General features: G+C 63.2%; 21 protein-coding genes and 1 pseudogene. 16 read left to right on the top strand and 6 right to left on the bottom strand.

Annotated features, from left to right (window positions below):
• Nucleotides 1–60: 60 nt before the first annotated feature.
• From ACVILI_RS08140 to ACVILI_RS08090, 11 genes are all read left to right on the top strand, one after another.
• The gene (locus ACVILI_RS08140; protein ID WP_240564591.1) at nucleotides 61–1,068 is read left to right on the top strand and encodes an ABC transporter permease; all 1,008 of its coding nucleotides are present in this window, start codon (nucleotides 61–63) and stop codon (nucleotides 1,066–1,068) included.
• On the top strand, nucleotides 1,034–1,903 hold the full coding sequence (locus tag ACVILI_RS08135; RefSeq protein ID WP_171903239.1) for an ABC transporter permease: 870 nt from the start codon (nucleotides 1,034–1,036) through the stop codon (nucleotides 1,901–1,903). Before ACVILI_RS08140 ends, ACVILI_RS08135 begins: the two co-directional genes overlap by 35 nt.
• Nucleotides 1,900–2,778, top strand: coding sequence for an ABC transporter ATP-binding protein (locus ACVILI_RS08130; RefSeq protein WP_038651958.1), 879 nt, complete (start codon nucleotides 1,900–1,902; stop codon nucleotides 2,776–2,778). Before ACVILI_RS08135 ends, ACVILI_RS08130 begins: the two co-directional genes overlap by 4 nt.
• Nucleotides 2,771–3,607 carry an ATP-binding cassette domain-containing protein gene (locus tag ACVILI_RS08125; RefSeq protein ID WP_038651956.1) on the top strand — a complete coding sequence of 279 codons (837 nt, stop codon included), beginning with the start codon at nucleotides 2,771–2,773 and terminating at the stop codon, nucleotides 3,605–3,607. The genes ACVILI_RS08130 and ACVILI_RS08125 overlap by 8 nt, the downstream gene beginning before the upstream one ends.
• A gap of 77 nt (nucleotides 3,608–3,684) precedes the next feature.
• Nucleotides 3,685–4,284: a VOC family protein gene (locus ACVILI_RS08120; RefSeq protein WP_027047708.1), complete on the top strand. Its 600-nt coding sequence runs from the start codon at nucleotides 3,685–3,687 to the stop codon at nucleotides 4,282–4,284.
• Between the two features lie 143 nt (nucleotides 4,285–4,427).
• Nucleotides 4,428–6,722 (top strand): bifunctional salicylyl-CoA 5-hydroxylase/oxidoreductase, encoded by a 2,295-nt coding sequence (locus ACVILI_RS08115; protein WP_038651954.1) that lies wholly within the window; start codon nucleotides 4,428–4,430, stop codon nucleotides 6,720–6,722.
• Nucleotides 6,719–7,492: an SDR family NAD(P)-dependent oxidoreductase gene (locus ACVILI_RS08110; protein ID WP_038651952.1), complete on the top strand. Its 774-nt coding sequence runs from the start codon at nucleotides 6,719–6,721 to the stop codon at nucleotides 7,490–7,492. Before ACVILI_RS08115 ends, ACVILI_RS08110 begins: the two co-directional genes overlap by 4 nt.
• On the top strand, nucleotides 7,486–7,956 hold the full coding sequence (locus ACVILI_RS08105) for a MarR family winged helix-turn-helix transcriptional regulator (protein ID WP_010913223.1): 471 nt from the start codon (nucleotides 7,486–7,488) through the stop codon (nucleotides 7,954–7,956). Before ACVILI_RS08110 ends, ACVILI_RS08105 begins: the two co-directional genes overlap by 7 nt.
• Nucleotides 7,953–8,765, top strand: a complete 813-nt coding sequence (locus ACVILI_RS08100) for an enoyl-CoA hydratase family protein (RefSeq protein ID WP_038651950.1) — start codon at nucleotides 7,953–7,955, stop codon at nucleotides 8,763–8,765. Before ACVILI_RS08105 ends, ACVILI_RS08100 begins: the two co-directional genes overlap by 4 nt.
• Nucleotides 8,766–8,975: 210 nt before the next feature.
• On the top strand, nucleotides 8,976–10,124 hold the full coding sequence (locus ACVILI_RS08095; protein WP_038651948.1) for an acyl-CoA dehydrogenase family protein: 1,149 nt from the start codon (nucleotides 8,976–8,978) through the stop codon (nucleotides 10,122–10,124).
• Nucleotides 10,125–10,188: 64 nt separating this feature from the next.
• Nucleotides 10,189–10,602: a RidA family protein gene (locus ACVILI_RS08090; protein WP_019862992.1), complete on the top strand. Its 414-nt coding sequence runs from the start codon at nucleotides 10,189–10,191 to the stop codon at nucleotides 10,600–10,602.
• On the opposite strand, the gene ACVILI_RS08085 is transcribed toward ACVILI_RS08090, so the two are convergent.
• Nucleotides 10,599–11,693 carry an LLM class flavin-dependent oxidoreductase gene (locus tag ACVILI_RS08085; protein ID WP_038651946.1) on the bottom strand — a complete coding sequence of 365 codons (1,095 nt, stop codon included), beginning with the start codon at nucleotides 11,691–11,693 and terminating at the stop codon, nucleotides 10,599–10,601. The genes ACVILI_RS08090 and ACVILI_RS08085 overlap by 4 nt on opposite strands.
• Before the next feature lie 123 nt (nucleotides 11,694–11,816).
• On the opposite strand from ACVILI_RS08085, the gene ACVILI_RS08080 reads away from it, so the two are divergent.
• The 4 genes from ACVILI_RS08080 (at nucleotide 11,817) to ACVILI_RS08065 (ending at nucleotide 15,935) form a co-directional block, all read left to right on the top strand.
• Nucleotides 11,817–12,578 (top strand): HpcH/HpaI aldolase family protein, encoded by a 762-nt coding sequence (locus tag ACVILI_RS08080; RefSeq protein ID WP_080644013.1) that lies wholly within the window; start codon nucleotides 11,817–11,819, stop codon nucleotides 12,576–12,578.
• 395 nt (nucleotides 12,579–12,973) lie between these two features.
• Nucleotides 12,974–13,771 (top strand): ABC transporter substrate-binding protein, encoded by a 798-nt coding sequence (locus ACVILI_RS08075; protein ID WP_019862988.1) that lies wholly within the window; start codon nucleotides 12,974–12,976, stop codon nucleotides 13,769–13,771.
• Between the two features lie 150 nt (nucleotides 13,772–13,921).
• Complete coding sequence (locus tag ACVILI_RS08070; protein WP_019862987.1) at nucleotides 13,922–14,596, top strand: amino acid ABC transporter permease; 675 nt, start codon at nucleotides 13,922–13,924, stop codon at nucleotides 14,594–14,596.
• Between the two features lie 49 nt (nucleotides 14,597–14,645).
• On the top strand, nucleotides 14,646–15,935 hold the full coding sequence (locus ACVILI_RS08065; protein ID WP_038651944.1) for a cysteine desulfurase-like protein: 1,290 nt from the start codon (nucleotides 14,646–14,648) through the stop codon (nucleotides 15,933–15,935).
• 36 nt (nucleotides 15,936–15,971) lie between these two features.
• Here ACVILI_RS08065 and ACVILI_RS08060 read toward each other — a convergent pair whose 3' ends face one another.
• From ACVILI_RS08060 to ACVILI_RS08040, 5 genes and pseudogenes are all read right to left on the bottom strand, one after another.
• On the bottom strand, nucleotides 15,972–16,805 hold the full coding sequence (locus tag ACVILI_RS08060) for a dipeptide ABC transporter ATP-binding protein (RefSeq protein ID WP_038651943.1): 834 nt from the start codon (nucleotides 16,803–16,805) through the stop codon (nucleotides 15,972–15,974).
• A pseudogene (locus ACVILI_RS08055) lies at nucleotides 16,802–17,654 on the bottom strand (ABC transporter ATP-binding protein). The gene ACVILI_RS08060 and the pseudogene ACVILI_RS08055 overlap by 4 nt, the downstream one beginning before the upstream one ends.
• Nucleotides 17,654–18,565, bottom strand: a complete 912-nt coding sequence (locus tag ACVILI_RS08050; RefSeq protein ID WP_019862982.1) for an ABC transporter permease subunit — start codon at nucleotides 18,563–18,565, stop codon at nucleotides 17,654–17,656. The pseudogene ACVILI_RS08055 and the gene ACVILI_RS08050 overlap by 1 nt, the downstream one beginning before the upstream one ends.
• Nucleotides 18,565–19,572, bottom strand: a complete 1,008-nt coding sequence (locus ACVILI_RS08045; RefSeq protein ID WP_038651941.1) for an ABC transporter permease subunit — start codon at nucleotides 19,570–19,572, stop codon at nucleotides 18,565–18,567. The genes ACVILI_RS08050 and ACVILI_RS08045 overlap by 1 nt, the downstream gene beginning before the upstream one ends.
• Nucleotides 19,573–19,616: 44 nt before the next feature.
• Nucleotides 19,617–21,215 (bottom strand): ABC transporter substrate-binding protein, encoded by a 1,599-nt coding sequence (locus tag ACVILI_RS08040; RefSeq protein WP_038651939.1) that lies wholly within the window; start codon nucleotides 21,213–21,215, stop codon nucleotides 19,617–19,619.
• Nucleotides 21,216–21,682: 467 nt separating this feature from the next.
• Here ACVILI_RS08040 and ACVILI_RS08035 point away from each other — a divergent pair, with 467 nt between their 5' ends.
• Nucleotides 21,683–23,710: a long-chain fatty acid--CoA ligase gene (locus tag ACVILI_RS08035; RefSeq protein ID WP_038653790.1), complete on the top strand. Its 2,028-nt coding sequence runs from the start codon at nucleotides 21,683–21,685 to the stop codon at nucleotides 23,708–23,710.
• Nucleotides 23,711–23,724: the final 14 nt, after the last annotated feature.

Genomic DNA, 23,724 nt, shown 5'->3' with positions numbered 1-23,724 from the left:
AGCGACGGCGCGCATTTTTCTATCAGGCATACGAGCCATCGGGCTCCTGCAAAGATTTACATGCTCCTGCAACGATTCCTGATTCGTCTTCTGACGATGCTGATCACGCTGTTCGGCGTGGCCGTCGTCGTCTTCGTCGTGATCCGCGTCGCGCCCGGCGATCCGATCGCCATGATGCTGCCGCCCGGCGCGACGGATGACGACATCGCCCGGCTGCGGGCACTCTACGGGCTCGACAAGACCATCGTGCAGCAATTCTTCATCTGGCTGTCCGGCGTTATCCGCGGCGATTTCGGCACCTCGATTTCGCTGCGGCAGGATGTGCTCGGCCTCGTCTTCAACCGGCTGCCGGCCACGCTGGAGCTGGCCGTCGTCGCGCTGATCATGGCAGTGGCGCTCGGCGGTACGACGGCCGTTCTCGGCGCGCGCGAACGCGGCACGGCGGTGGAAGCCGGTATCGACATCGCCAGCGGGGCGGCACTCTCCATTCCCGATTTCCTCTGGGGCCTGGTGCTGATCCTGTTGTTCGGCGTGCTGGTGCCGATCTTCGACATTTCCGGCCGGGTGTCGCCGCAGCTCGACCTGCCCTTCGTCACCCAGTTCTATTTCTTCGAAAGCCTGCTGCGGCTGCGCTTCGACCTGACCTGGGACCTTTTGAAACACATGCTGATGCCGGCGGTGGCGCTGGCGCTGCCGCTGGCGGCGATCATCTCGCAACTGCTGAAACAGTCGCTGAAGGAAGTGCTCGACCTCGACTATGTCGTGCTTGCGCGGGTGAAGGGGTTTTCGGAGACGCAGGTCATCCTGCGCGAGGCCCTGAAGAACGCGGCTTTGCCGACGCTGACCCTTGTCGGCGTACAGTTCACCTTCCTCATCGGCGGCACCGTCATCGTCGAGCGGCTGTTTTCCTACGAAGGCCTCGGCAACATGGCGATCGATGCCGTCATCAACCGCGACCTGCCGCTGATCCAGGGCATCGTGCTGGTCTTCGCGCTGCTGTTCGTGCTGATCAATCTCGTGGTCGACATGATGTATGCGCTGCTCAATCCGAGGCTGCGTCATGGATAGGGCCTCAAGACGCGGACTGAGCCCCAGGCTGTGGCTCGCCGGCGGCTGGCTGCTGCTGGCGCTGCTGGCGGCGATCTTCGCGCCGCTGGTCGCGCCGCAAGACCCGCTGGCGCAGGATCTGATGCTGGAGCGGCTGCCGCCCTTCTGGCTCGATGGCGCCGAGCCCGGCTATTGGCTGGGCACCGACAGCCTCGGCCGCGATCTGTTGTCCAGGTTGATCTTCGGCGGCCGTATCGCCTTCATCGTCGCTTTTGCCGCGGCCATCGCCGCCTGCCTCGTCGGCTCGACGCTCGGGCTGATCGCAGGCTATTTCGGCGGCTGGGCGGACCGCATCATCTCGCGCATCGTCGATATCTGGATGGCGTTTCCGCCGGTGCTGTTCGCCATCCTGCTGGTGGCGGTGCTGGGCACGGGCCTCAGCTCCGTCATCCTGGCGATTGCGATCATCGACTGGACGCGCTTCTGCCGGGTGATCCGCGCCGAGGCGATGGGCCAGTCGCGCATGGATTATGTCGAGAATGCCCGCATCGCCGGCTATGGCCGCATCGGCATCATGCTGCGCGAAGTGCTGCCCAATGTGGTGCCGTCGATCGTGGCGCTGCTGTCCTTGGAGATGGGCATCGCCGTCATCGTCGAGGCGATCCTGTCCTTCGTCAATCTGTCGATCTCGACCGACGATCCGACCTGGGGCGGCATCATTGCGGAAGGCCGTCTATCGATCCACCAGGCCTGGTGGGTGCTGGTGTTTCCTTTGATCACGCTGATCCTCACCGTGCTGTCGTTCAGCCAGTTCGGCGAAGCGCTGAAGGCGCGTTTCGACCCGGTGCTGCGATGAGCGCCTGTCTCGACATCGCCAATCTCAGCGCCGTGCTGCCGAACGGCCAGCGCGTGCTGCGCTCTGTGTCGCTCGCCGTGCAGCCCGGCGAGGTCCGCGCGCTGGTCGGCGAGAGCGGCGCCGGCAAAACGATGATCGGCAAGGCGGTGCTCGGCGTGTTGCCTTCGAGCGTGCGAATCGTCGAGGGCGACATGCTGCTCGAGGGCGAAGACCTCGGCAAGCTTCAGCCCAAGGCAAGACGCACACTGGTCGGCGCCCGCACGGCGCTGATCCCGCAGGATCCGCTAACCGCGCTCAACCCGTCGCGCCGCATCGGCCCGCAGATGACCGACCGGCTGGTGCGCATCCTCGGCTGGAGCGGCGAGAAGGCCGACACGCGCATCCGGCAGTTGCTGGACGAGGTGCAGATCCGCGACCCCGAGCGCGTGCTGAAAAACTACCCGCATGAGCTCTCCGGCGGCATGCGCCAACGCGTGCTGATCGCGGCCGCCTTCGCCGCCGAACCCCGGCTGATCGTCGCCGATGAACCGACCACGGCGCTCGACGTCACCGTGCAGAAGCAGATCCTGCGCCTGATCGCCGCCTTGCAGCGCGAGCACGGCACCGCGATCCTGTTCGTCACCCATGATCTCGGCGTCGTCGCCAAGATCAGCCAGAAGGTCTCGGTGCTTTATGCAGGCAAGGTGGTTGAAGAGGCCGACACGGCAGCGCTCTTCGCCGCCCCGCAGCACCCCTATACGCGGGCGCTGATGGCTTCGACGCCGCGCTACACCGACCCTTTCGCCTCGCTGAGACCCGTGGACGAAGCGGTGCTGGCCGGGCTTGCCGCGGAGATCGCGGCAGCAGACCTGGCGTGGAGGCGGCCGCATGGTTGAGCCGCTGTTTTCCGTGCGCGGGCTGAAGGTCGCCTTGCCCGACATGACGCGCAAGCCGCTGATCGGCCGTGCGCCTTTGGCCGAAATCCTGAAAGGGCTCGACTTCGACCTGCCGAGGGGCTCGGTGACCGGCATCGTCGGCGAGTCCGGGTCCGGCAAGTCGACGCTTGGCCGCGCTTTGGTTCGTCTCCTGGAGCCGAGCGCCGGCAGCGTCAGCTTCGAGGGCCGCGACATCACCCATCTGCCGGAGGCAGAGCTGCGGCCGTTACGCCGCGACCTGCAGATGATCTTCCAGGATCCGATGTCGTCGCTCAACCCGCGCCGCACCATCGCCAGCATCATCGCCGCGCCGCTCAAGCAGAACGGGCTTGGCGACAGGCTCAAGGAACGCGTCGCCGAGGCGCTGCAGCGGGTCGGCCTGCCGCAGAGCTTTGCCAGCCGCTACCGCCACGAGCTGTCGGGCGGCCAGCGCCAGCGGGTCGGCATTGCCCGTGCGCTGGCGCTGTCGCCGAAATTCGTGCTGGCCGACGAGATCGTCTCCGGTCTCGACGTCTCGACGCAGGCGCAGATCTTGACCCTGCTGGAGAAGCTGGCAGCGGAGATGGGCCTGACCGTCGCCTTCATCAGCCACGACCTGTCGGTCATCCGGCGGCTGTGCCGGCAAGTCATCGTCATGCGCGAAGGCGTGATTGTCGAGGCCAGCGCCACCGACGCATTGTTCGACAACCCCAGCCAAGTCTACACGCGCGACCTCATCGCGGCCATTCCGCTGCCCGAGATAGACGCCGGCTGGCTGGACATTCCGGCCGCCGCCAAAGCCCCGACATGAATGCATTCGCATGCCGAAAAGCGGGTTTCGGACATGCGACCGCAAAGACCCAGGTCCCGCCAATGGAGAGGACTGACATGAAGACGATACTTCGAAATGCAACGCTTGCCGCCGCTGTCCTTGGCGGCGCCGGCATGGCCTCGGCGGATTCGATCCCCGGCATGCGCGGCCACGATCACACCGGCATCACCGTCCCCGACATGAAGCAGGCGGTCGACTTCTTCACCGAGGTGGTCGGCTGCAAGAAGGCGATGTCGTTCGGCCCGTTCGCCGACGACAAGGGCACCTTCATGCAGGACCTTCTGGGCGTCGATCCCAAGGCCGTCATCGAGCAGGTCACCATGGTGCGTTGCGGCTATGGCTCGAACATCGAGCTGTTCAAATATACCGCGCCCGACCAGAAGGATCTGACGCCGAAGAACAGCGACATTGGCGGCTTCCACATCGCCCTCTATGTCGACGACGTCGCCGCCGCCAAGGCCTATCTCGACGGCAAGGGCGTCAAGACGCGCATGGGACCTCTGCCGGTCAAGGAAGGCCCCGCCGCCGGCCAGACCATTCTCTATTTCCAGGCGCCCTGGGGATTGCAGCTGGAAGCGATCAGCTACCCCGACGGCATGGCCTATGAGAAAGGTGCCGAGACGGTGCTGTGGAGCCCGAAGAACCCGGAAAAGTGATCCTTCGGCGCGCGCTTGCGGGACGACACGCAAGCGCGCCGCCCGGTATCAGGATAATGATTTCGACATAAAACTTTAAGCTTGAAATATTTTGCCGCTGGCGCGATACTCACAAGGCAGCAAGCGAAGAGGAGATCGCACAGATGAAGGTTGCGGTTCTCGGCGGCGGTCCAGCCGGCCTCTACTTTGCCATATCGATGAAGCTCAGGGATGCCGCGCACGATGTGACGGTGTTCGAGCGCAACCGCGCCGACGACACGTTCGGCTGGGGCGTGGTGCTGTCGGCCGAAACGCTTGAGAACCTCGCCAAAAACGATCCGGTCAGCGCCGTCTGGATCAAGAAGCATTTTGCCTATTGGGACGACATTGCCGTCATCCATGACGGCGTGCGCACGGTCTCGTCAGGCCATGGTTTTTGCGGCATCGGCCGCAAGCGGCTGCTGATCCTCTTGCAGCGCCGCGCCCGCGAGCTCGGCGTCAAGCTGATGTTCGAGACCGATATCGCCGATCCCAAGCCTTACATGGAGACTCATGACCTGGTCGTCGCCGCCGACGGGCTGAATTCCAGGGCGCGCAACACTTTCGTCGACATCTTCAAGCCCGACATCGACACCCGCAAATGCAAATTCGTCTGGCTCGGCACCAACCAGAAATTCGACGACGCCTTCACCTTCATCTTCGAGAAGACCGAGCATGGCTGGGTGTGGGCGCACGCCTACCAGTTCGACAGCGAGACGGCGACCTTCATCGTCGAATGCAGCGAACAGACCTGGGCTGCCTTCGGCTTCGGCGCGATGACGCAGCAGGAATCGATCGCGGTGTGCGAGCGCATCTTCGCCAAGCATCTCGGCGGCCATGCGCTGATGACCAATGCCAACCACATCAGGGGCTCGGCCTGGATCAATTTCCCGCGCGTGCTGTGCGAACGCTGGTCGTACAAGAACCTGGCGCTGATGGGCGACGCGGCGGCCTCGGCGCATTTCTCGATCGGCTCCGGCACCAAACTCGCCTTGGAAAGCGCGGTGGCGCTGGCCGAGTATGTGGAAACCGAGCCGGACCTCGATGCCGCCTTCCGCAAATATGAGGATGCGCGCCGCACCGAAGTGCTGAAGCTGCAATCGGCGGCGCGTAATTCGCTCGAATGGTTCGAGGAGGTCGAACGCTATCTCGGCCTCGATCCGGTGCAGTTCAACTATTCGCTGCTGACCCGCTCGCAGCGCATAAGCCACGAGAATTTGCGGCTGCGCGATGCCGAATGGCTGGGCGGCGCGGAAGAATGGTTCCAGCGCCAGGCGGGTGCCGGCGGCAACAGGCTGCGCCGCGCGCCGATGTTTGCGCCGTTCAAGCTGCGCGACATGAAGCTGCAGAACCGCGTCGTCGTCTCGCCGATGGCGCAGTACAAGGCCGTCGACGGCTGCCCGACCGACTGGCATTTCACCCACTATGCCGAGCGTGCCAAGGGCGGCGCCGGGCTCGTCTATATCGAGATGACCTGTGTCAGCCCGGAAGCCCGCATCACGCCCGGCTGTCCCGGCTTCTACGCGCCCGAACACGAAGTGGCGTGGAAGCGGCTGGTCGATTTCGTCCATTCCGAGACCGAGGCCAAGATTTGCGCCCAGATCGGCCATTCCGGCGCCAAGGGTTCGACCCGACTCGGCTGGGAAGGCACCGACGTGCCGTTGGCGTCGGGCAACTGGCCTGTCATGGCGGCATCGGCTGTCGCATGGTCGCCTGAGAACCAGGTGCCGAAGGCGATGGACAGCGCCGACATGTACCTGGTGCGCGACCAATTCGTGGCTTCGGCCGAGATGGCTGACCGTTGCGGCTTCGACATGCTGGAGATCCATGCCGCGCACGGTTATCTCCTGTCGTCCTTCATCACGCCTGTCACCAACCGGCGCACGGATGAATATGGCGGCTCACTGGAAAACCGCATGCGCTATCCCCTCGAAATCTTCCACGCGGTGCGCGCCGCCTGGCCGACGGAGAAGCCGATCTCGATGCGCATTTCGGCCAATGACTGGGTCGGCATCGAAGGCGTGACGCCGGCCGACGCGGTCGAGATCGCGCGGCTGCTGCACGAAGCCGGCGTCGACATATGCGACGTCTCGGCCGGGCAGACATCGGCACTGGCCAAGCCGGTCTACGGCCGCATGTTCCAGACGCCGTTTTCCGACCGAATCCGCAACGAGGTCGGCATGGCGACGATGGCGGTCGGCAACATCTACGAGCCGGACCATGTCAATTCGATTCTGATGGCCGGCCGCGCCGATCTGGTCGCGCTGGCAAGGCCGCATCTGGCAGATCCCTACTGGACGCTGCATGCGGCGGTGACGCTCGGCGACCGCGGCGTCAAATGGCCGGATCCCTACCTGCCCGGCCGCGACCAGATCTACCGGCTGGCCGAGCGCGATGCGGCCGCGGGGCTGAAAGTATGACGGCGGCACCAGCGATCTCCGCCAAGCATGCGCTGGTCACTGGTGGTGGCTCCGGTGTCGGCCGGGCCATAGCGCTGGCGCTGGCGGAAGCGGGCATCAATGTGACCATCTGTGGCCGCCGCGAAGCGGAGCTTGCCAAGGCGGCCGGCGAAAGCGGCCGTATCTTCGGTATTGCCGCCGATGTCACCAATGAGGCGTCGATGGCCTCGCTCTACCACGCGGCGGAAGCCGCGCGCGGGCCGTTCGACATCGTCATTGCCAATGCCGGCATGGCCGGCAGCACACCAGCGAACAAGACCACGCTGGCCGATTGGCAGAAGACGCTCGACGTCAATTTGACTGGCGCCTTCCTGACGGTGAAACCTGCGCTGGCCGGGATGGCTGCGCGCAAGACAGGACGGATCATCTTCATTGCCTCAACGGCAGGGTTGAAGGGCTACGCTTACGTGGCACCTTACGTGGCGGCCAAGCATGGCGTCGTTGGGCTGATGCGGGCACTGGCGGCGGAAACCGCGAAATCCGGCGTCACCGTCAATGCGGTTTGCCCGGGTTTCGTCGAGACCGCCATGCTGGAAGAGTCCATCCAGCGCATCATCGAAAAGACCGGCCGCTCTGCCGGCGAGGCGCGGGCGAGCCTTGTCTCGACCAATCCGCAAGGCCGCTTCATCCAGCCGCAGGAAGTCGCCGCCGCCGTGCTGTGGCTGTGTGGCGATGCGGCGTCATCGATCACCGGACAGGCAATTTCCATCTCAGGAGGCGAAACATGGTAGCCGGCCCCCTGCCCGCACCGTCGGGACCCGGCAAGGACCGTCTGCGTCTGTGGATCAGGCTGCTGCGCGCCTCGCGCACGATCGAGGCCGAGTTGCGCGAGCGCCTGAAGAAGGAATTCGACACGACGCTGCCGCGCTTCGACGTGATGGCGGCGCTGTACCGCGTGCCGGAAGGCATGCTGATGAGCGACCTGTCGCGCTTCCTGCTGGTCTCCAACGGCAATGTCACCGGCATTGTCGACCGGCTGGTTTCGGAAGGGCTGGTCGCTCGCGCCCGCCGCAATGGCGACCGCCGCACCTCCATGGTGCGGCTGACCGAGGAAGGCACCAAATCCTTTGCCACGATCGCTGCCGCCCATGAGGGCTGGATCGGCGAATTGCTGGGCAAGGTCAGCGAGGAGGACGCCCGCCGGCTGACCGGCATGCTGACCTCGTTCCGCAGCAACTGGGAGGGACGCGAATGACCGGGATGGCCGGGCTGAAGCCGAAGCATTTCCTCTGGGAGGTCGAGGGCAGGATCGCCAAGGTCCGGCTCGACCGGCCGGAGCGCAAGAACCCGCTGACCTTCGACAGCTATGCCGAGTTGCGCGATGCGTTCCGCGACCTCGTTTATGCCGACGACGTCGACGCCGTGGTGTTCCTCTCCAATGGCGGCAATTTCTGCTCCGGCGGCGATGTCCACGACATTATCGGCCCACTGGTCAAGATGGACATGAAGCAGCTTCTCGCCTTCACCCGCATGACCGGTGATTTCGTCAAGGCGATGCTGAATTGCGGCAAGCCGATCATCGCCGCCGTCGACGGCGTGGCGGTCGGCGCCGGCGCCATCATCGCCATGAGCTCCGACATCCGCATCGCCACGCCGGAGGCCAAGACCGCGTTCCTGTTCACTCGCGTCGGCCTTGCCGGCTGCGACATGGGCGCCTGCGCGATCCTGCCGCGCATCATCGGCCAGGGCCGTGCCGCGGAACTGCTCTATACGGGCCGCACCATGACGGCCGCCGAGGGTGAGCATTGGGGGTTTTATAACAGGCTGGTCGATGCGGCCTCCCTCGAGGCGGATGCACTCGACATGGCAGCGCGCATCGTCTCAGGCCCGACCTTCGCCCACGGCATCACCAAGACGCAGCTCAACCAGGAATGGTCGATGGGTCTCGACCAGGCGATCGAGGCCGAAGCGCAGGCACAAGCGATCTGCATGCAGACGCGCGATTTCGAGCGCGCCTACAAGGCGTTCGTGGCCAAGGAAAAGCCAGTGTTCCAGGGGAATTGAGGATGATCGGTTTTCGCCCAGGCACCCCCCTCTGGCCTGCCGGCCATCTCCCCCGCAAGGGGGGAGATCAGCTGTACGTTCTGTTTTCGCCAATCTCCAACGTCGCCAGGTCGAAGCCGTCGGCAAAGCTGCCAATCTCCCCCCTTGCGGGGGAGATGTCCGGCAGGACAGAGAGGGGTGCCTCGCAACGACACGCGGAAGGTTACCTCCATGCCTGACCGATCCTTTCTCAACTGGCCGTTCTTCGAGAACCGCCATCGCGAACTTGCCGAAAGCCTGGAAGCATGGTGCGCGAAAAACCTTCCCGTCGATCATCACGACGTCGATGCCGCCTGTCGAGCGTTGGTGGCGAAGCTTGGCCGTGACGGCTGGCTGAAGCCGACAGCTGTCGACACCGACAATTCCGGCCCGCTCGACGTGCGGACACTATGCATCACGCGCGAGACGCTCGCGCGCCATGACGGGCTCGCCGATTTCGCCTTTGCCATGCAAGGGCTGGGCACCGGCGCGCTCAGCCTGTTCGGCACGGCGGACCAACAGCAATGGCTGGCGAAGACGCGGGCCGGCAAGGCAATCTCGGCCTTCGCCCTGTCGGAGCCGCGCTCGGGATCGGATGTCGCCAACACCGAGATGACGGCGACCCGCGACGGCGACAGCTATGTTCTGTCAGGCGAAAAGACCTGGATCTCCAATGGCGGCATTGCCGATCTCTACATCGTCTTTGCCCGCACCGGCGAGGCGCCGGGTGCCAAGGGGCTTTCGGCCTTTATCGTACCGGGTGACGCCAAGGGCCTTGGCATCGCTGAGCGCCTCGAAGTGATCGCGCCACATCCGCTGGCGCGGCTGTCCTTCGACAAAGTCCGCCTGCCGGCCTCGGCGCTGATCGGCAAGTCCGGCGATGGCTTCCGCATCGCCATGTCGGTGCTCGACGTGTTCCGCTCGACCGTCGGCGCTGCGGCGCTCGGCTTTGCCCGCCGGGCGCTGGACGAAAGCATCAGCAGAGTGGCCGAACGCAACCTGTTCGGCGCCCCGATGGCCGAATTGCAGATGGTGCAAGGCCACATCGCCGACATGGCGCTCGACGTCGACGCGGCGGCACTTCTCGTCTATCGCGCCGCCTGGACCAAGGACATGGGCGCCGCGCGGGTAACTCGCGAGGCGGCGATGGCAAAACTGTTCGCCACCGACAAGGCGCAAGAGGTAATCGACAGAGCGGTACAGTTGCATGGCGGCGATGGCGTGCGCAAAGGCCACATCGTCGAAAACCTGTATCGCGAGATCCGCGCGCTTCGCATCTATGAGGGTGCCTCCGACGTGCAGAAAGTGGTCATCGCGCGGCAAGTGATGGGCGCGGCCTGACGGCATGAAATTGACGGGCATTCGATTTTGAGACTTGGTTTTCAGGAATACCGGGAGGCTTCAAATGCATGAGATTCTGCAGCCGGAAGGCTGGGCCAAACCGGTCGGCTACGCCAACGGCGTCGCGGCGCGTGGACGGCTCATCTTCGTCGGCGGACAGGTCGGCTGGAACGGGCAGTGCCAGTTCGAAACCGACGACTTCGTCGGCCAGGTGCGGCAGACGCTGCAAAACATCGTCGCTGTGCTGGCCGAGGCCGGCGCTGAACCACAGCACATCACCTCGATGACCTGGTATTTCACCGACAAGGCCGAGTATCTCGCCAATCTCAGGGGGCTCGGCGAAGCCTATCGCGAGGTCATCGGCCGGCATTTCCCGGCGATGGCCGCCATGCAGGTGATGGCGCTGGTCGAGGATCGCGCCAAGGTGGAGATCCAGGCCACCGCTGTGATACCGGACGAACTCGTTCGTCTGGACTAAGTTACCCGCAGGCCTGCCTTCCTCAAAATCGGCAACACGTGGTCGCAGAAATAGGGCAGTTCCTGCGTGTAATTGACGAATGACAGCGCGATGCCCTGGTAACCCTGCCCGGCAATGGCGGCCATGTCGGCGGCGATCGTTTCGGGCGTGCCAATCAGCGGATAGGTGCCGGCGCCGCCGGCGAAACGCTGCCGGTAGCGGTCATAGGCATGCGGGTCGTGCGATTGCGAGAATTCCTTCTTGCCGGCCATGTGGGCATCGACCGCGTCGTGGTCGGCCATATCAACGGCATAGCGCGTGTAATAGGCCTGCGCCTCTTCCATCGTCGGGCGGCAGACGACATGCGCCACCGTGTAGACGCCGACATCGCGGCCCACCTTGTCGGCGCGTTCGCGAATGTCGGCGACATGCTTGCCGGCATCGCTCGTCTCGGAAAAGGTCGTGAACAGGTAGTCGCACCGGGCGGCGGCGAAATCGCGGCCCGGCCCGCCGAACGCGGCGTTCATCGTCACCGGTCGCGGAACTTGCAGGCTGGCCGGCCGGCTCACCGCTTCCTTCAGGTGATAGTAAGTGCCTTCATAGTCGAGCGGCTCGGACGACGCATAGAGCTTTTCGAGGATTTCGATCCATTCGGCCGCCTGGTCGTAGCCCTTCTCGACCAGTGGCGTACCGAACATGCCGAATTCCTTCGGGTTCCAGCCGCAGACGATGTTGAGGCCGGCGCGGCCCTGGCTGATATGGTCGACCGTCGCCAGAGCTTTGGCGGCATAGAGCGGATGCACGAGCGGCACATGCACGGTCATGAACAGGCCGATCTGTTCGGTGGCCATGCTGAGGGCCGCCGCCCAGGTGAAGGTCTCGAACGACCACTCGCGCACCTTGTTGCGGCCGCCGAAACCACGCCACCGGGCGATCGGCAGCATGAACTCCAAGCCGGCACGGTCGGCGATCTGCGCCGCCGTCAGATTGTCCTGCCAGTTCGCCGTCCAGCGTTCCGGAACATCTGATATGGCAAGGCCGCCATCGGCATTGGTCGAAAAGACGCCAAGCTTCAGTTTGTTCGGGCCGTGCAACGGATGCGTTTTCATCATGTCTCGAACTCGCGGCGGGAGATCACACGCTACGGTGGCGGCAAAATATTTCAAGCCTGAAATAGCTTCGCCTCGCCGCCGTTTGCGGATATGAGTTTGGGCCAGACGACAAAGGGGATCGGCATGAGCGAATTCCGCCAGAAATGCATCGGCAAGGCAAACCTCGTCGGTTCGTTTGCCGCCATTCCCCATCCGGTCGCTGTCGAGGTGATGGCACTGTCCGGTCTCGACTTCCTTTGCATCGACTGGGAGCATGCGCAGATCTCGCGCGACATGATCGAGACCATGGTCCGCGCGGCCGACGTGCATCGCGTGCCGGTGATGGTGCGCGTTCCCGGCCATGCACCGGAAGCCATCCAGGCGGCGCTGGACAGCGGCGCGCAAGGCGTTCTGGTGCCGCGCGTCTCGACCGCTGCCCAGGCCGAAGCAGCCGTGAAGGCCTCGCGCTATCCGCCGCTGGGCGAGCGTGGCGTCGGGCCTGGCCGGGCCGCCGGCTATGGCTATCGCATTCCCGAATATCTTGCCGGCGCCAACGACAGGACCGTCGTCGCGGTCCAGGTCGAGACCGCGGAGGGGTTGGCCAACATCGATGCGATCGCGGCCGTCGACGGCGTCGACGTGATCTTCGTCGGCCCCGGCGACCTTTCGGTGTCGATCGACGCAATCGGACCGCAAGGCGCCGACAAGCTCAATGTAGCGATCCGGACGATCATTGCTGCCACGATCGCCCATGGAAAGACATCAGGCATATTTTGCGCCAGCCCACAGACCATCGGCCGGTGGGCAGGCATCGGCGCGAGTTTCTTCGTGCTGGCCAGCGACACGATGTTTCTGGGCGCCGGCGCCGCGGCCAACGCTGCCGCGGCGCGCGACGAATTGGCATAGACACGCGCGGCCAGACAAAAGGCGTATCGCTGGAGCAACACGCAAGCCAAGCTTTTTAAGCTTAAAACTTTCGCCTTGAAATGCGCCCCACTTTGGATAAGCATTCAAGATCGATGACGGCGGCCGTGCCACAGGGGTTACCGGCCAATCCATCGTGGTGCTTTGGGGGGTTCAGTCCTTGTCGTTCATGCTGCCCCAGTCATCATCCAGCGCACGCTGTGCTTCCGACGGCGGGCGCCGCCAGATCCGTGATCCGCAAACAGAGACCATCGCCAACCGCGCGCGCAGGTCGCTGCCATGAATTGACGCCCCGCTGGGAGGCGGGACGGCAAGAAACCGTGCGGGGCGAGCCCCGCCCGATCAACAACCAGAGGGGATACCCCAGAGGGAACACCATGAACCTGACACGTCGCAATCTCATCCTGCTCGCCGCTGCCATCGGCATTGCCGCCGGCCCCGCCACGGCTTATGCCGCCGATGTGCTCAATGTCGGCGCCTACCCGACCAATCCGCCCTTCGAGTACAAGAACGAGAGCGGCACTTTCGAGGGTTTTGAAGTCGACATCGTCAACGAAGCGGCCAAGCGCATCGGCATGACCACCGATATCGCCGATCTCGGCTTCCAGGCGCTGTTCGCGGCCACCACGTCGAAGCGCATCGACGTCGCCATCTCGTCGATCACCATCACGGCCGAGCGGCTGAAGTCGCAGTCTTTCACCCAGCCCTATTATGATTCCGACATGGGCATTGCCACCAAGACCGACAGCGCTGTTAACACCGAAGCCGACCTCAAGGGCAAGATCGTCGGCGTGCTGTCCGGCTCGACCGGCGAGACCTGGGTCAAGGCGCATCAGGAAGCCGACGGCTTCAGCGATGTGAAGGGCTATGACACACAGCAGAACCTTTTGCTCGACCTCAGCGCCGGCCGCGTCGACGCTGCCGTCAGCGACATTCCGGGCATGGAATACTCCTTCACCAAGATGAAGGATCTGAAGGTCAAGCAGCGCATCAAGACCGGCGAACAGTACGGCCTGATGATGACCAAGGACCATCCGCTGCTCGGCAAGCTCAACGACGCGCTGACCGCGATGAAGAAGGACGGCACGCTGGCCGCGATCCACAAGAAATGGTTCGGCAGCGACGCGCCGGCCGATTCCTCGACCGTCAAGGAAATGCCGCTGCCGAAGGCCTGAGCGGAGATGCACTGAAATCGTGCCGGCTTTCCAGGCCGGCACGATTCATTTCCCGCTCCGGCGCCGCTGCCGCGCGGACCGTCTCGCCATGGCGAGGTCGATTGGTCTTAACTTTGAGCACCCCTGGCTTTGGGGTTCGGGAACGCTCCCATGTCGCTGATCGACACCTTCTTCAATCCCGATGTCATCATGTCCAGCCTGCCGGCGCTGCTGCGCGGCTTCCTGAACACGCTGCTGCTTGGCATTTTGAGCATCGGCATAGGCATCCCCATCGGCCTGGTGATCAGCCTGCTGCGGCTCTATGCGCCGAAGCCGGTGCGCTGGCTGGCGGTCGGCTACACCGACATTTTTCGCGCGCTGCCGGTGCTGGTGGTGCTGATCCTGATCTATTACGCGCTGCCCTTCCTCGGCATCCGCCTGTCGTCCTGGGCGTCCGCCGTGACGGCCTTCGCCTTCATCATGTCGGCCTATTCGGCCGAAGTGTTCCGCTCCGGTATCGAAAGCATTCCGAAAGGCCAGTTTGAGGCGTCGCAGGCGCTTGGCCTGCCGTTCCTCTTGACCTTGCGCAAGGTCGTGCTGCCGCAGGCGATCCGCGTGGTCATCCCGCCGATGACCAGCAATTGCGTCTCGATGTTCAAGGACACCTCGCTCGCCTCGACCGTGGCGTTGCCGGAACTCCTGAAGGAAGCGACCAACGCCCAGTCGCTCTACGCCAACCCCTCGCCGCTGATCGGCGCCGCACTGGTCTATCTCATTTTCCTTTGGCCGATGGTGCGCCTCGTCAGCCTGCTTGAAGACCGCTTCAAGACCGAGAAGGCGCGCTGACCTCGCCAACCGATCTCCACCCGCCAAATTCTTCGCAGGAGCGTAACCCGTGAACAAGCACCAGACCGACAATGCGAACGCCTCAGCGTTCCCCGTCGACACTATCCGCGCCATGTTTCCCGCCCTGCAGCGGGCCGGCGATTTCATCTTCATGGACAATGCCGCCGGCGCGCAGATCCCGCAAAGCGTGCTCGACGCGGTGACCAACCATCTGGTTTCGCACAATGTGCAGCGTGGCGGCCGCTATGGCCGCAGCGTCACCGTCGATCAGTCCGTCGCCGACGCCCGGACAAGCGTGGCGCTGCTGATCAATGCCTATAGCCCGGCGGAAATCTGCTTCGGCATGAACGCCACCTCGTTCATCCGGCTCGTCAGCCTCGGCATCGGCCAGATGCTCGCCAAAGACATGGATGGGGGGCGAGACGAGATCATCATCACCGACATGGACCATGACGCCAACATCGCCACCTGGCTGGCGCTGGAATCCGTCGGCGCCAAGTTCAAATGGTGGCGCATGCGCGAGGACGGCAATCTGCATGTCGATGATCTGCGCCCACTGGTTTCCGAGCGCACCCGCCTCGTCGCCTGCACGGTGACGGCGCATTCGATCGGCTCGATCGTCGATGTCGCCTCGGTGGCCGAGATCGCGCATGCAGCCGGCGCGGAAGTGTTCCTCGACTGCGTGCATTACGGTCCGCACGGGCTGATCGACGTGCAGGCCTGGGATTGCGACTATCTCGTCTGCTCCGGCTACAAGAATTTCTCGCCGCATATGGGTTTTCTCTGGGGCCGCTTCGAAACGCTCAAGCGGCTGCCGACCTTCCGCGAGGATTTCATCCCCGACGAACCGCCCTACAAGGTCGAGGCGGGCACCTTCATCTACGAGAATGTCTCGGGCATGGATGCCGCCGTGCAGTATCTGGAACTGATCGGCCGCAATCTGGCTCCATCCAACAACCGCTCGCGGCGCGAAAACATCGTCGCCGGCATGGGCGCCATCCGCGACTATGAGCTGCTTCTGACGCGCGAGATGCTTGCCGTGCTGAAAGGTTGCGGCGCGACCATCTACGGTGTTGCTGACGAAGCCCGCATCAACGAGCGCGTGCCGACCTTCTGCTTCAACATCGACAGACTGTCACCGCAGCGGATCGTCGAGGAAATGGCCGAGATGCAGATCGGCATCCGCGACGGCCACATGTATGCGCCGCGGCTGATGAAGCGCCTCAATTTGTCGATGGACAGCGGCGCCATCCGCGCCTCGCTGGTGCACTACAACACGGTCGAGGAAGTGCACAAATTCGGCGAGGCGTTGCGTGCGATTATCGCCAGGCTGTCCTGATCGATGAAGGTGGCCTGATGGCTGCGGCCAGCAGTCTCAGGCCGCCGCCTTCTTCTTCGCCAATCTTGCCTTGATCGAGGCGACGTCGGCGCGCGGCGTCGCGGCAAACAGCGTCTTGGTGTAGCTGTGCTTGGGGTCGGAAAAGACCTCTTCGCGCGAGCCATATTCGACCGCTTCGCCGAAATACATCACCATCACGTCGTCGGCGATGTAGCGCACCACGGAGAGATCGTGGCTGATGAAGACATAGGTCAGCTGGAACTCATCCTGCAGGTCGGCGAGCAGGTTGAGCACCTGCGCCTGCACAGACAGATCAAGCGCGGAGACCGGCTCGTCCAGCACCAGCAGGCTGGGGTTGAGCATCAGCGCACGGGCGATGGCGATACGCTGGCGCTGGCCGCCCGAAAACATGTGCGGGTAGCGGTTGTAGTGCTCGGGTCCGAGGCCGACCTTCTTCAGCATCTTCATGGCGAGGTCGCGCCGTTCCTCGGCCGGCTTGTCGGTGTTGATGAGCAGCGGTTCTCCCAGCACGTCGCCGATCTTCTGGCGCGGGTTGAGCGAGCCGTACGGGTTCTGGAAGACGATCTGCACCTTGCGGCGCATCTCCTTGGTCAATCCGCCCCTGGCGATGTCGACCTTGTTGCCGTCGATGAACAGTTCGCCCGAAGTCGCGGGATCGATCAGCGTGATGATGCGGGCAAGCGTCGACTTGCCGCAGCCGCTTTCACCGACGATGGCCAGCGTCTTGCCCTTGTCGACACTGAAGGAAACGCCCTTGACCGCATGCACGGTGCGCTGCGCGCGAAACAGCCCGCCGCCGACATGGTAGTCGCGCACGATATTCTTGCCTTCGACGACCTTGATGCTCATGCGGCGGCTCCCGAGGGCGCCGGCTCGAACAGCATGTCGGAGACGGTCGGCAGCCGGTCGCCCACGGCATTCTCCGGCAGCGCCGACAAAAGCGCGCGGGTGTAATTGCTCATCGGCGATTCAAACAGCGACAGCACGTCGGCCTCTTCCATCTTGCGGCCCTTGTACTGGACGATGACGCGATCGGCGGTCTCGGCCACCACGCCCATATTGTGGGTGATCATGATCAGGCCCATGCCGTATTTGGCCTGCAGCGAGACCAGGAGATCGAGGATCTGCTTCTGGATGGTGACGTCGAGCGCGGTGGTCGGCTCGTCAGCGATCAAAAGCTTTGGATTGCAGGCAATGGCAATGGCGATCATGACGCGCTGGCATTGGCCGCCCGGACATTTGGTGCGGGAACGAGTTCAGCCGTTCCGCCGGCTCGGCAATGCCGACCTGCGTGAGGAGTTCGATGGCGCGCTCCCGGCGCTGCGCACCGTCCATGCCCATATGGAAACGCAGCACCTCCTCGATCTGGAAGCCGACGGTGAAGCAGGGATTGAGGCTGGCCATCGGCTCCTGGAAGATCATAGACATGTCCTTGCCGACGATCTTGCGCCGCTCGGCAGGGCTCAGCTTCAGCAGATCGCGGCCATTGAAGCTCATGCGGTCGGCGGTGACCTTGGCGGTCCATGGCAAAAGGCCCATCACCGCCAGCATCGAGACCGACTTGCCGGAACCGGATTCGCCGACGATCGCCAGCACTTCGCTCTCGTCGACATGCAAGGAAACGCCATCGACCGCCCGGAACATACCTGATGCGGTCTGGAATTCGACGACGAGGTTCTGGATGTCCAGCAGCGCCATCACGACCTCCTCAATTTCGGATCGAGCGCATCGCGCAGACCGTCGCCGATCAGATTGATGGCAAGCACGGTGATCAGGATCGCCAGGCCTGGGAAGGTCACCACCCACCAGGCGCGCAGGATGAATTCACGCGCCGAGGCGAGCATCGTGCCCCATTCGGGCGTCGGCGGCTGGGCACCGAGGCCGAGGAAGCCGAGGGCGGCCGCTTCGAGGATGGCGTTGGAGAAAGACAAGGTGCCCTGGACGATCAGCGGTCCCAGGCAATTGGGCAGGATAGTGCGAAGCATCAGCCTGAGGTGCCCGGCGCCGGCGACCTTCGCCGCCACGACATATTCGCGGCTCTTCTCCGCCATCACCGCGGCGCGCACAAGGCGCGCGAAATGCGGCTGCAGCACGAGCGCGATGGCCAGCATCGCATTGAACAGGCCGGGACCGAGGATGGTGACCATCACCAGCGCCAGCAACAGCGACGGGAAGGCCAGGATGAGGTCCATGACGCGCATGATCGCCACGTCGACCCAGCCGCGGAAATAGCCGGCCAGCAGGCCGAGCGTGATGCCGCCGATGAGCGCCAGCGAGACCACGACCGCGCCGATCAGCAGCGAGAAGCGCGCGCCATAGAGCAGGCGCGAAAGGATGTCGCGCCCGACCGGATCGGTGCCGAGCAGATATTGCGAGCTGCCGCCTGCCTGCCATGCAGGCGGCCGCAAGAATGCGGTCTTGTCCTGGATGTCTGGCGCGTAGGGGGCCAGCAGCGGCGCAAAGAGCGCCGCCAGCACCAAAAGGACGAAGACGAACAGGCCTATAACGGCGCCCCGGTTCACCGAGAAATAATACCAAAAGGTCCTGAGACCGGTGAGGCGATCCGGGTTGCCGGCGGCCATCGGCGCGATTTCGGTCGACTGGCTCATCACGCCGCCCTTATGCGTGGGTTGATAACGGCATAGAGCACGTCAACGATCAGATTCACGGCCATGACGATAAGCGCAATCAACAGCAGGCCAGACTGCACGACAACATAATCGCGCTTGGATATGGATTCGACCATCCACCTGCCGATGCCTGGCCACGAGAAGATCGTTTCGGTAAGGATGGCGCCGGCGAGCAGCGTGCTAACCTGCAGGCCGATTGTGGTGACCACCGGGATGAGTGCGTTGCGCAGAGCATGCACACCGATGACTCGGGCCGACGAGAGGCCTTTGGCTCGGGCAGTCCGTACATAATCCTCGCCCAGCACTTCAAGCATGGCGGAGCGCGTCTGGCGCGCTATCACCGCCAGCGGAATGGTACCGAGCACAATTGTCGGCAGCACCAGATGGCGCAATACCGAGCGGAATGCATCCCATTTGCCGTAGAGCAAGGTGTCGATGGTCATGAAACCGGTGATCGGCTTGAAGAAGTACTGCAGGTCGATGCGGCCATTGACCGGCGTCCAGCCGAGGTAACCGGAGAAGAAGATGATCAGCAGCAGGCCCCACCAGAAGATCGGCATGGAATAGCCGACGAGCGCGGTGCCCATCAGCGACTGATCGAACCAGGAGCCGCGCTTGACCGCCGCGAAGATGCCGGCCGGAATGCCCAGTACCATGGCGAAGATCATGGCAAAGAACGACAGTTCCAGCGTCGCAGGGAAGAGCGTCTTGAACTCTTCGAGCACCGGGCGCTTGGACGAAATCGAGACGCCGAAATCGCCGGTCACGACCTCACCGACATAGCGTGTGTATTGCTGCCAGATCGGCAGATTGTAGCCGAACTGCTCCTTCAGCTCTTCATAACGCGCCGGCGCCACACCGTGTTCACCGGCCATGGCAAGAATAGGATCGCCGGGCAGCAGCCTGACGAACGCAAAGGCGCAGATCGTGATGCCGACAAGCGTCGGGATCAAAAGTGCAATTCGGTGGAGGATATATTTTAGCATGATGTAGGGGGCGGCGCTTCATTGCGCCGCCCCGCTCTATAGTCTTATTCGGCCTTGTCAACGCCGTCGAAGCGGTGAATGCCGAGCGGATCCATCTTGAAACCGCTGACATTGTTGCGCACGACCGCGTAGACTTGGCTGTGGACCAGCAGGAAGGCGGGCGCTTCCTTGGCGAAGATCACCTGCGCCTGTTCGTAGAGCTTGGTGCGCTCGGCCTGGTCGCTGGTCTTCTTGGCTTTCTGGATCAGATCCTCGAAGTCCTTGTCGCACCAGCTGGAGTAGTTCGAGACGCCGATGGCGGAGCAGGCGAACAGGGTGGCGAAGAAGTTGTCCGGATCGCCATTGTCGCCGGTCCAGCCGATCTGGAACGCACCGGGACGGTCCTTCTTCTTGCCTTCCGAGCGATACTTGGTCCACTCGTAGTTGACGATCTCCGCCTTGACACCGACCTTGGCCCAGTCGGCCTGGATCAGTTCGGCGGCGCGCTGGAAGTTCGGGTTGTACGGGCGAACGCGGTCGGATGCCCAGAGCTGGATTTCCTTCAGGCCGGCGTCGGCCAGCACCTTCTTGGCCGCTTCCGGATTGTAGGCGTCGGTCTTCACATCCTTGTTCCACGACCACATGGTCGGCGGGATCAGGTTTTCGGCAGGCGTGGCGCCTGCATCCTGGAACAGCGACTTGATCAGCGATTCCCGATCGATCGCCTGGTTGAGCGCATGGCGCACCTCAGGCTTGTCGAGCGGCGGGATGGTGGTGTTGTAGCTCATATAGCCGATGTTCAGGCCGGCCTGATCCATCAGGGTCACGTCCTTGTTGGCCTTGATGGTGGCGATGTCGGCCGGGTTCGGATAGGGCGCGATGTCGCATTCCCCGGCGAGCACCTTCTGGGTGCGGGCGGTGGCGTCAGGCGTGATGGCGAAGACGAGATCGTCGATCTTTTCCTTGCCCTTGAAATAATCCGGGTGAGCCGCGTAGCGGATGACCGAATCCAGCTGGTAGTCGACGAACTGGAACGGACCAGTGCCGATCGGCTTGGTCGAGAAATCGGCCATCTTGCCGGACTTCTCCAGCTGGTCGGCATATTCCTTCGACACGATCGAGGCGAAGTCCATGCCAAGGTTGGCCAGCATCGGCGCGTTGGGCTCGGTCAGCGTCAACTTGACGGTAAGGTCATCGACCTTTTCCCACTTGGCGACGTATTTCGGCATGTCCATGCCGGTGTAGTAGTCCCAGGTCAGGTTCGGCAGATACTTGTCGCCGTTCCAGGGGTTCGCCTTGTTGAACTGGCGATCAAAGGAGAAAACGACGTCGTCGGCGTTGAGGTCACGCGTCGGCTTGAAATAGTCGGTGGTCTGGAACTTGACGCCCGGATGCAGGTGGAAAGTGTAGACCAAGCCGTCGTCGGAAATCTCCCACTTGTCGGCAAGGCCGGGCTCGACTTCGGTGCCGCCATGCTTGAATTCGACCAGACGCGAATAGACGGTACGCGACGAGGCATCGAAGTCGTTGCCGCCGGTCGTGGTACCCGGATCAAAATTGGCAGGCGACGCTTCCGAGCAATAGACGAGCGTCTTTGCATTGGCCATGCCGCTCAGTACGCTTGCGGCCAGCAAAGCGGCCGCAAAAGCGAGTTTCTTTTTCATTGAGCACTCCCTGATGTTCTTCCAAGCCCCTCTATCAGGCTCGCGAAGCGCGCATATAAGCACCGTTTTTCCGGCTTTGGAACACCCCGTTTGCTTACCCCTCGGGAAGCAGGAAAAAAATCTGCCATTTTGCTAAATGGCAGAAAAAATTAGCAGTTTTTTCCACTCACGAGATTATTAACGACCGCATTTTTTTATTGATCTGGCATATGGCGACATGGCCGCCGCGTCCGCCCTCATCCGATCATCGATGCGGAAAGATGCCGGTTCCAAGTGTCGCCGGCGGGAAAGATTTTCGACGGCAAATCTTTCGGCGCCCTGCCGCAAGGGCAAGACTTGCACCGCCGCCGATAGAGGCAATACATAGATGGATATGCTGGCGGCACGGAGGACGCCTCTGTCAATTCGGAGGCGGGCGCGGCATGGGCGACCGAAACGGGCGAACAGGAATTGTCGAGGAGGAACGGGTGGCAAAAGCATCAAAGGCGCCGGTGAAAGCGTCGGCAAAGGCAGTCTCGAAACCAGCCGCCGCCGACGATCAAGGTAAAGCCGGTGCCAAGGCCTCGACCGCCAGCACAGGCGCAAGACCTGCCAAGGCGGCACTGGCAGCCACCGCCAAGGCCGTTGCGAAGCCGGCGGCAAAAGCCGCCCCGGCAAAGACCTCAGCGACGAAGACTTCTCCGGCGAAGACCCCTGCAAAGGCTTCTCCCACAAAGACCGGGGCAGCGAAGGCCGCATCGCCAGCAAAGGCAGCGCCGACATCGAAACCGGCGGCAGCTGACACCAAGCGGTTGCCGAAGGCGCTTACGGAACTTGCCGCAGGCCTGCCCGAAAAGCCTTGGCTCAAGAGCTATCCGAAAAATGTTCCGGCCGAGATCGGTGCGTTGCCCTACAGTTCGATCGGCGATTTCCTGGTCGCCGCCTGCAAGCAGTTTTCCGCCCAGCCGGCCTTCACCTGCATGGACAAATCCATCAGCTATGCCGATGTCGAGCAGTTGTCGGCGGCCTTCGGTGCCTATCTGCAATCGAAGGGGCTGCAAAAGGGTGCGCGCGTCGCCATCATGATGCCTAACGTTCTGCAATATCCGGTGGCGATGATGGGCATCCTGCGCGCCGGCTATGTCGTGGTAAACATCAATCCGCTTTACACGCCGCGCGAGCTGGAGCACCAGCTCAAGGATTCCGGCGCGCAAGCCATCGTCATCCTGGAAAACTTCGCCAACACCTTGCAGGCGGTAGTCTCCAGGACCGCGGTCAAGCATGTCGTGGTGGCGGCCATGGGCGACATGCTTGGCGGCCTCAAGGGCACGATCGTCAACTTCGTCGTGCGCCGCGTGAAGAAAATGGTGCCGGCATGGTCGCTGCCCGGGCATGTCAAGTTCAACGCGGCGATGAAGGCCGGCGCCGGCCTTGGCTTCAAGCCGGCCAAGGTTGCGGCCGACGATGTCGCCTTCCTGCAATATACGGGCGGCACCACGGGCGTGTCGAAAGGCGCCACGCTGCTGCACAGCAATGTGCTCTCCAATGTCGTGCAGAACGCGCAGTGGATGGAAGACGCCTATACGATCAAGCCGAAGCCCGCACACCCGAACTTCATCTGCGCGCTGCCGCTCTATCATATCTTCGCGCTGACGGTGAACGCGCTGATGGGCATGCAGCAAGGCGCTCGCAACGTGCTCATTCCCAATCCGCGCGATATTCCAGGCTTCGTCAAGGAACTGGCAAAATATCCGGTCCACATCTTTCCCGGCCTCAACACGCTGTTCAACGCGCTGCTCAACAATGAGGACTTCCGCAAACTCGACTTCAAGCCGCTGGTGCTGACGCTTGGCGGCGGCATGGCGGTGCAGAAGGGCGTCGCCGAGCGCTGGAAGGCGTTGACCGGTTGCCCTGTCACTGAGGGCTACGGCCTCTCGGAAACGTCACCGGTGGCGACGGCCAACAAGTTCAGTTCCGGTGACTTCACCGGCACGATCGGCCTGCCGCTGCCCTCGACGGAAATCGCCATCCGCGACGATGACGGCAACAATTTGCCGCTCGGCGAGGTCGGCGAAATCTGCATCAGGGGACCGCAGGTGATGGCGGGGTACTGGAACCGGCCTGACGAGACCGCCAAGGTGATGACCAAGGACGGCTACTTCAAGTCCGGCGACATGGGCTTCATGGACGAGCGCGGCTACACCAAGATCGTCGACCGCAAGAAGGACATGATCCTGGTCTCGGGCTTCAACGTCTATCCGAACGAACTCGAGGAGGTCGTGGCCATGCATCCAGGCGTGCTCGAAGTCGCGGCGATCGGCGTGCCGGACGAGCATTCGGGCGAAGTGCCGAAGCTGTTCATCGTCAAGAAGGATCCGGCCCTGACCGTGGAAGCCATCACCGCTTTTTGCCGCGAGAACCTGACCGGCTACAAGCGGCCCAAATATATCGAGTTCAGGACCGAATTGCCGAAGACGCCGGTCGGCAAGATCCTGCGGCGGGCATTGCGCGCCTGATGCACATCGCCCAA

Source organism: Mesorhizobium sp. USDA 4775 (assembly GCF_054062655.1).
This window is presented reverse-complemented; position numbering and strand designations above follow the sequence as displayed.

What these genes read in the sequence shown, in the direction of transcription:
- ACVILI_RS08100 (WP_038651950.1), top strand. Translation starts at nt 7,953, where the DNA reads ATGACCGGGATGGCCGGGCTGAAGCCGAAGCATTTCCTCTGGGAGGTC.
- ACVILI_RS08070 (WP_019862987.1), top strand. Translation starts at nt 13,922, where the DNA reads ATGTCGCTGATCGACACCTTCTTCAATCCCGATGTCATCATGTCCAGC.
- ACVILI_RS08135 (WP_171903239.1), top strand. Translation starts at nt 1,034, where the DNA reads ATGCGCTGCTCAATCCGAGGCTGCGTCATGGATAGGGCCTCAAGACGC.
- ACVILI_RS08115 (WP_038651954.1), top strand. Translation starts at nt 4,428, where the DNA reads ATGAAGGTTGCGGTTCTCGGCGGCGGTCCAGCCGGCCTCTACTTTGCC.
- ACVILI_RS08045 (WP_038651941.1), bottom strand. Translation starts at nt 19,572, where the DNA reads ATGCTAAAATATATCCTCCACCGAATTGCACTTTTGATCCCGACGCTT.
- ACVILI_RS08120 (WP_027047708.1), top strand. Translation starts at nt 3,685, where the DNA reads ATGAAGACGATACTTCGAAATGCAACGCTTGCCGCCGCTGTCCTTGGC.
- ACVILI_RS08080 (WP_080644013.1), top strand. Translation starts at nt 11,817, where the DNA reads ATGAGCGAATTCCGCCAGAAATGCATCGGCAAGGCAAACCTCGTCGGT.
- ACVILI_RS08085 (WP_038651946.1), bottom strand. Translation starts at nt 11,693, where the DNA reads ATGATGAAAACGCATCCGTTGCACGGCCCGAACAAACTGAAGCTTGGC.
- ACVILI_RS08075 (WP_019862988.1), top strand. Translation starts at nt 12,974, where the DNA reads ATGAACCTGACACGTCGCAATCTCATCCTGCTCGCCGCTGCCATCGGC.
- ACVILI_RS08050 (WP_019862982.1), bottom strand. Translation starts at nt 18,565, where the DNA reads ATGAGCCAGTCGACCGAAATCGCGCCGATGGCCGCCGGCAACCCGGAT.
- ACVILI_RS08040 (WP_038651939.1), bottom strand. Translation starts at nt 21,215, where the DNA reads ATGAAAAAGAAACTCGCTTTTGCGGCCGCTTTGCTGGCCGCAAGCGTA.
- ACVILI_RS08110 (WP_038651952.1), top strand. Translation starts at nt 6,719, where the DNA reads ATGACGGCGGCACCAGCGATCTCCGCCAAGCATGCGCTGGTCACTGGT.
- ACVILI_RS08130 (WP_038651958.1), top strand. Translation starts at nt 1,900, where the DNA reads ATGAGCGCCTGTCTCGACATCGCCAATCTCAGCGCCGTGCTGCCGAAC.
- ACVILI_RS08125 (WP_038651956.1), top strand. Translation starts at nt 2,771, where the DNA reads ATGGTTGAGCCGCTGTTTTCCGTGCGCGGGCTGAAGGTCGCCTTGCCC.
- ACVILI_RS08090 (WP_019862992.1), top strand. Translation starts at nt 10,189, where the DNA reads ATGCATGAGATTCTGCAGCCGGAAGGCTGGGCCAAACCGGTCGGCTAC.
- ACVILI_RS08140 (WP_240564591.1), top strand. Translation starts at nt 61, where the DNA reads ATGCTCCTGCAACGATTCCTGATTCGTCTTCTGACGATGCTGATCACG.
- ACVILI_RS08060 (WP_038651943.1), bottom strand. Translation starts at nt 16,805, where the DNA reads ATGAGCATCAAGGTCGTCGAAGGCAAGAATATCGTGCGCGACTACCAT.
- ACVILI_RS08105 (WP_010913223.1), top strand. Translation starts at nt 7,486, where the DNA reads ATGGTAGCCGGCCCCCTGCCCGCACCGTCGGGACCCGGCAAGGACCGT.
- ACVILI_RS08095 (WP_038651948.1), top strand. Translation starts at nt 8,976, where the DNA reads ATGCCTGACCGATCCTTTCTCAACTGGCCGTTCTTCGAGAACCGCCAT.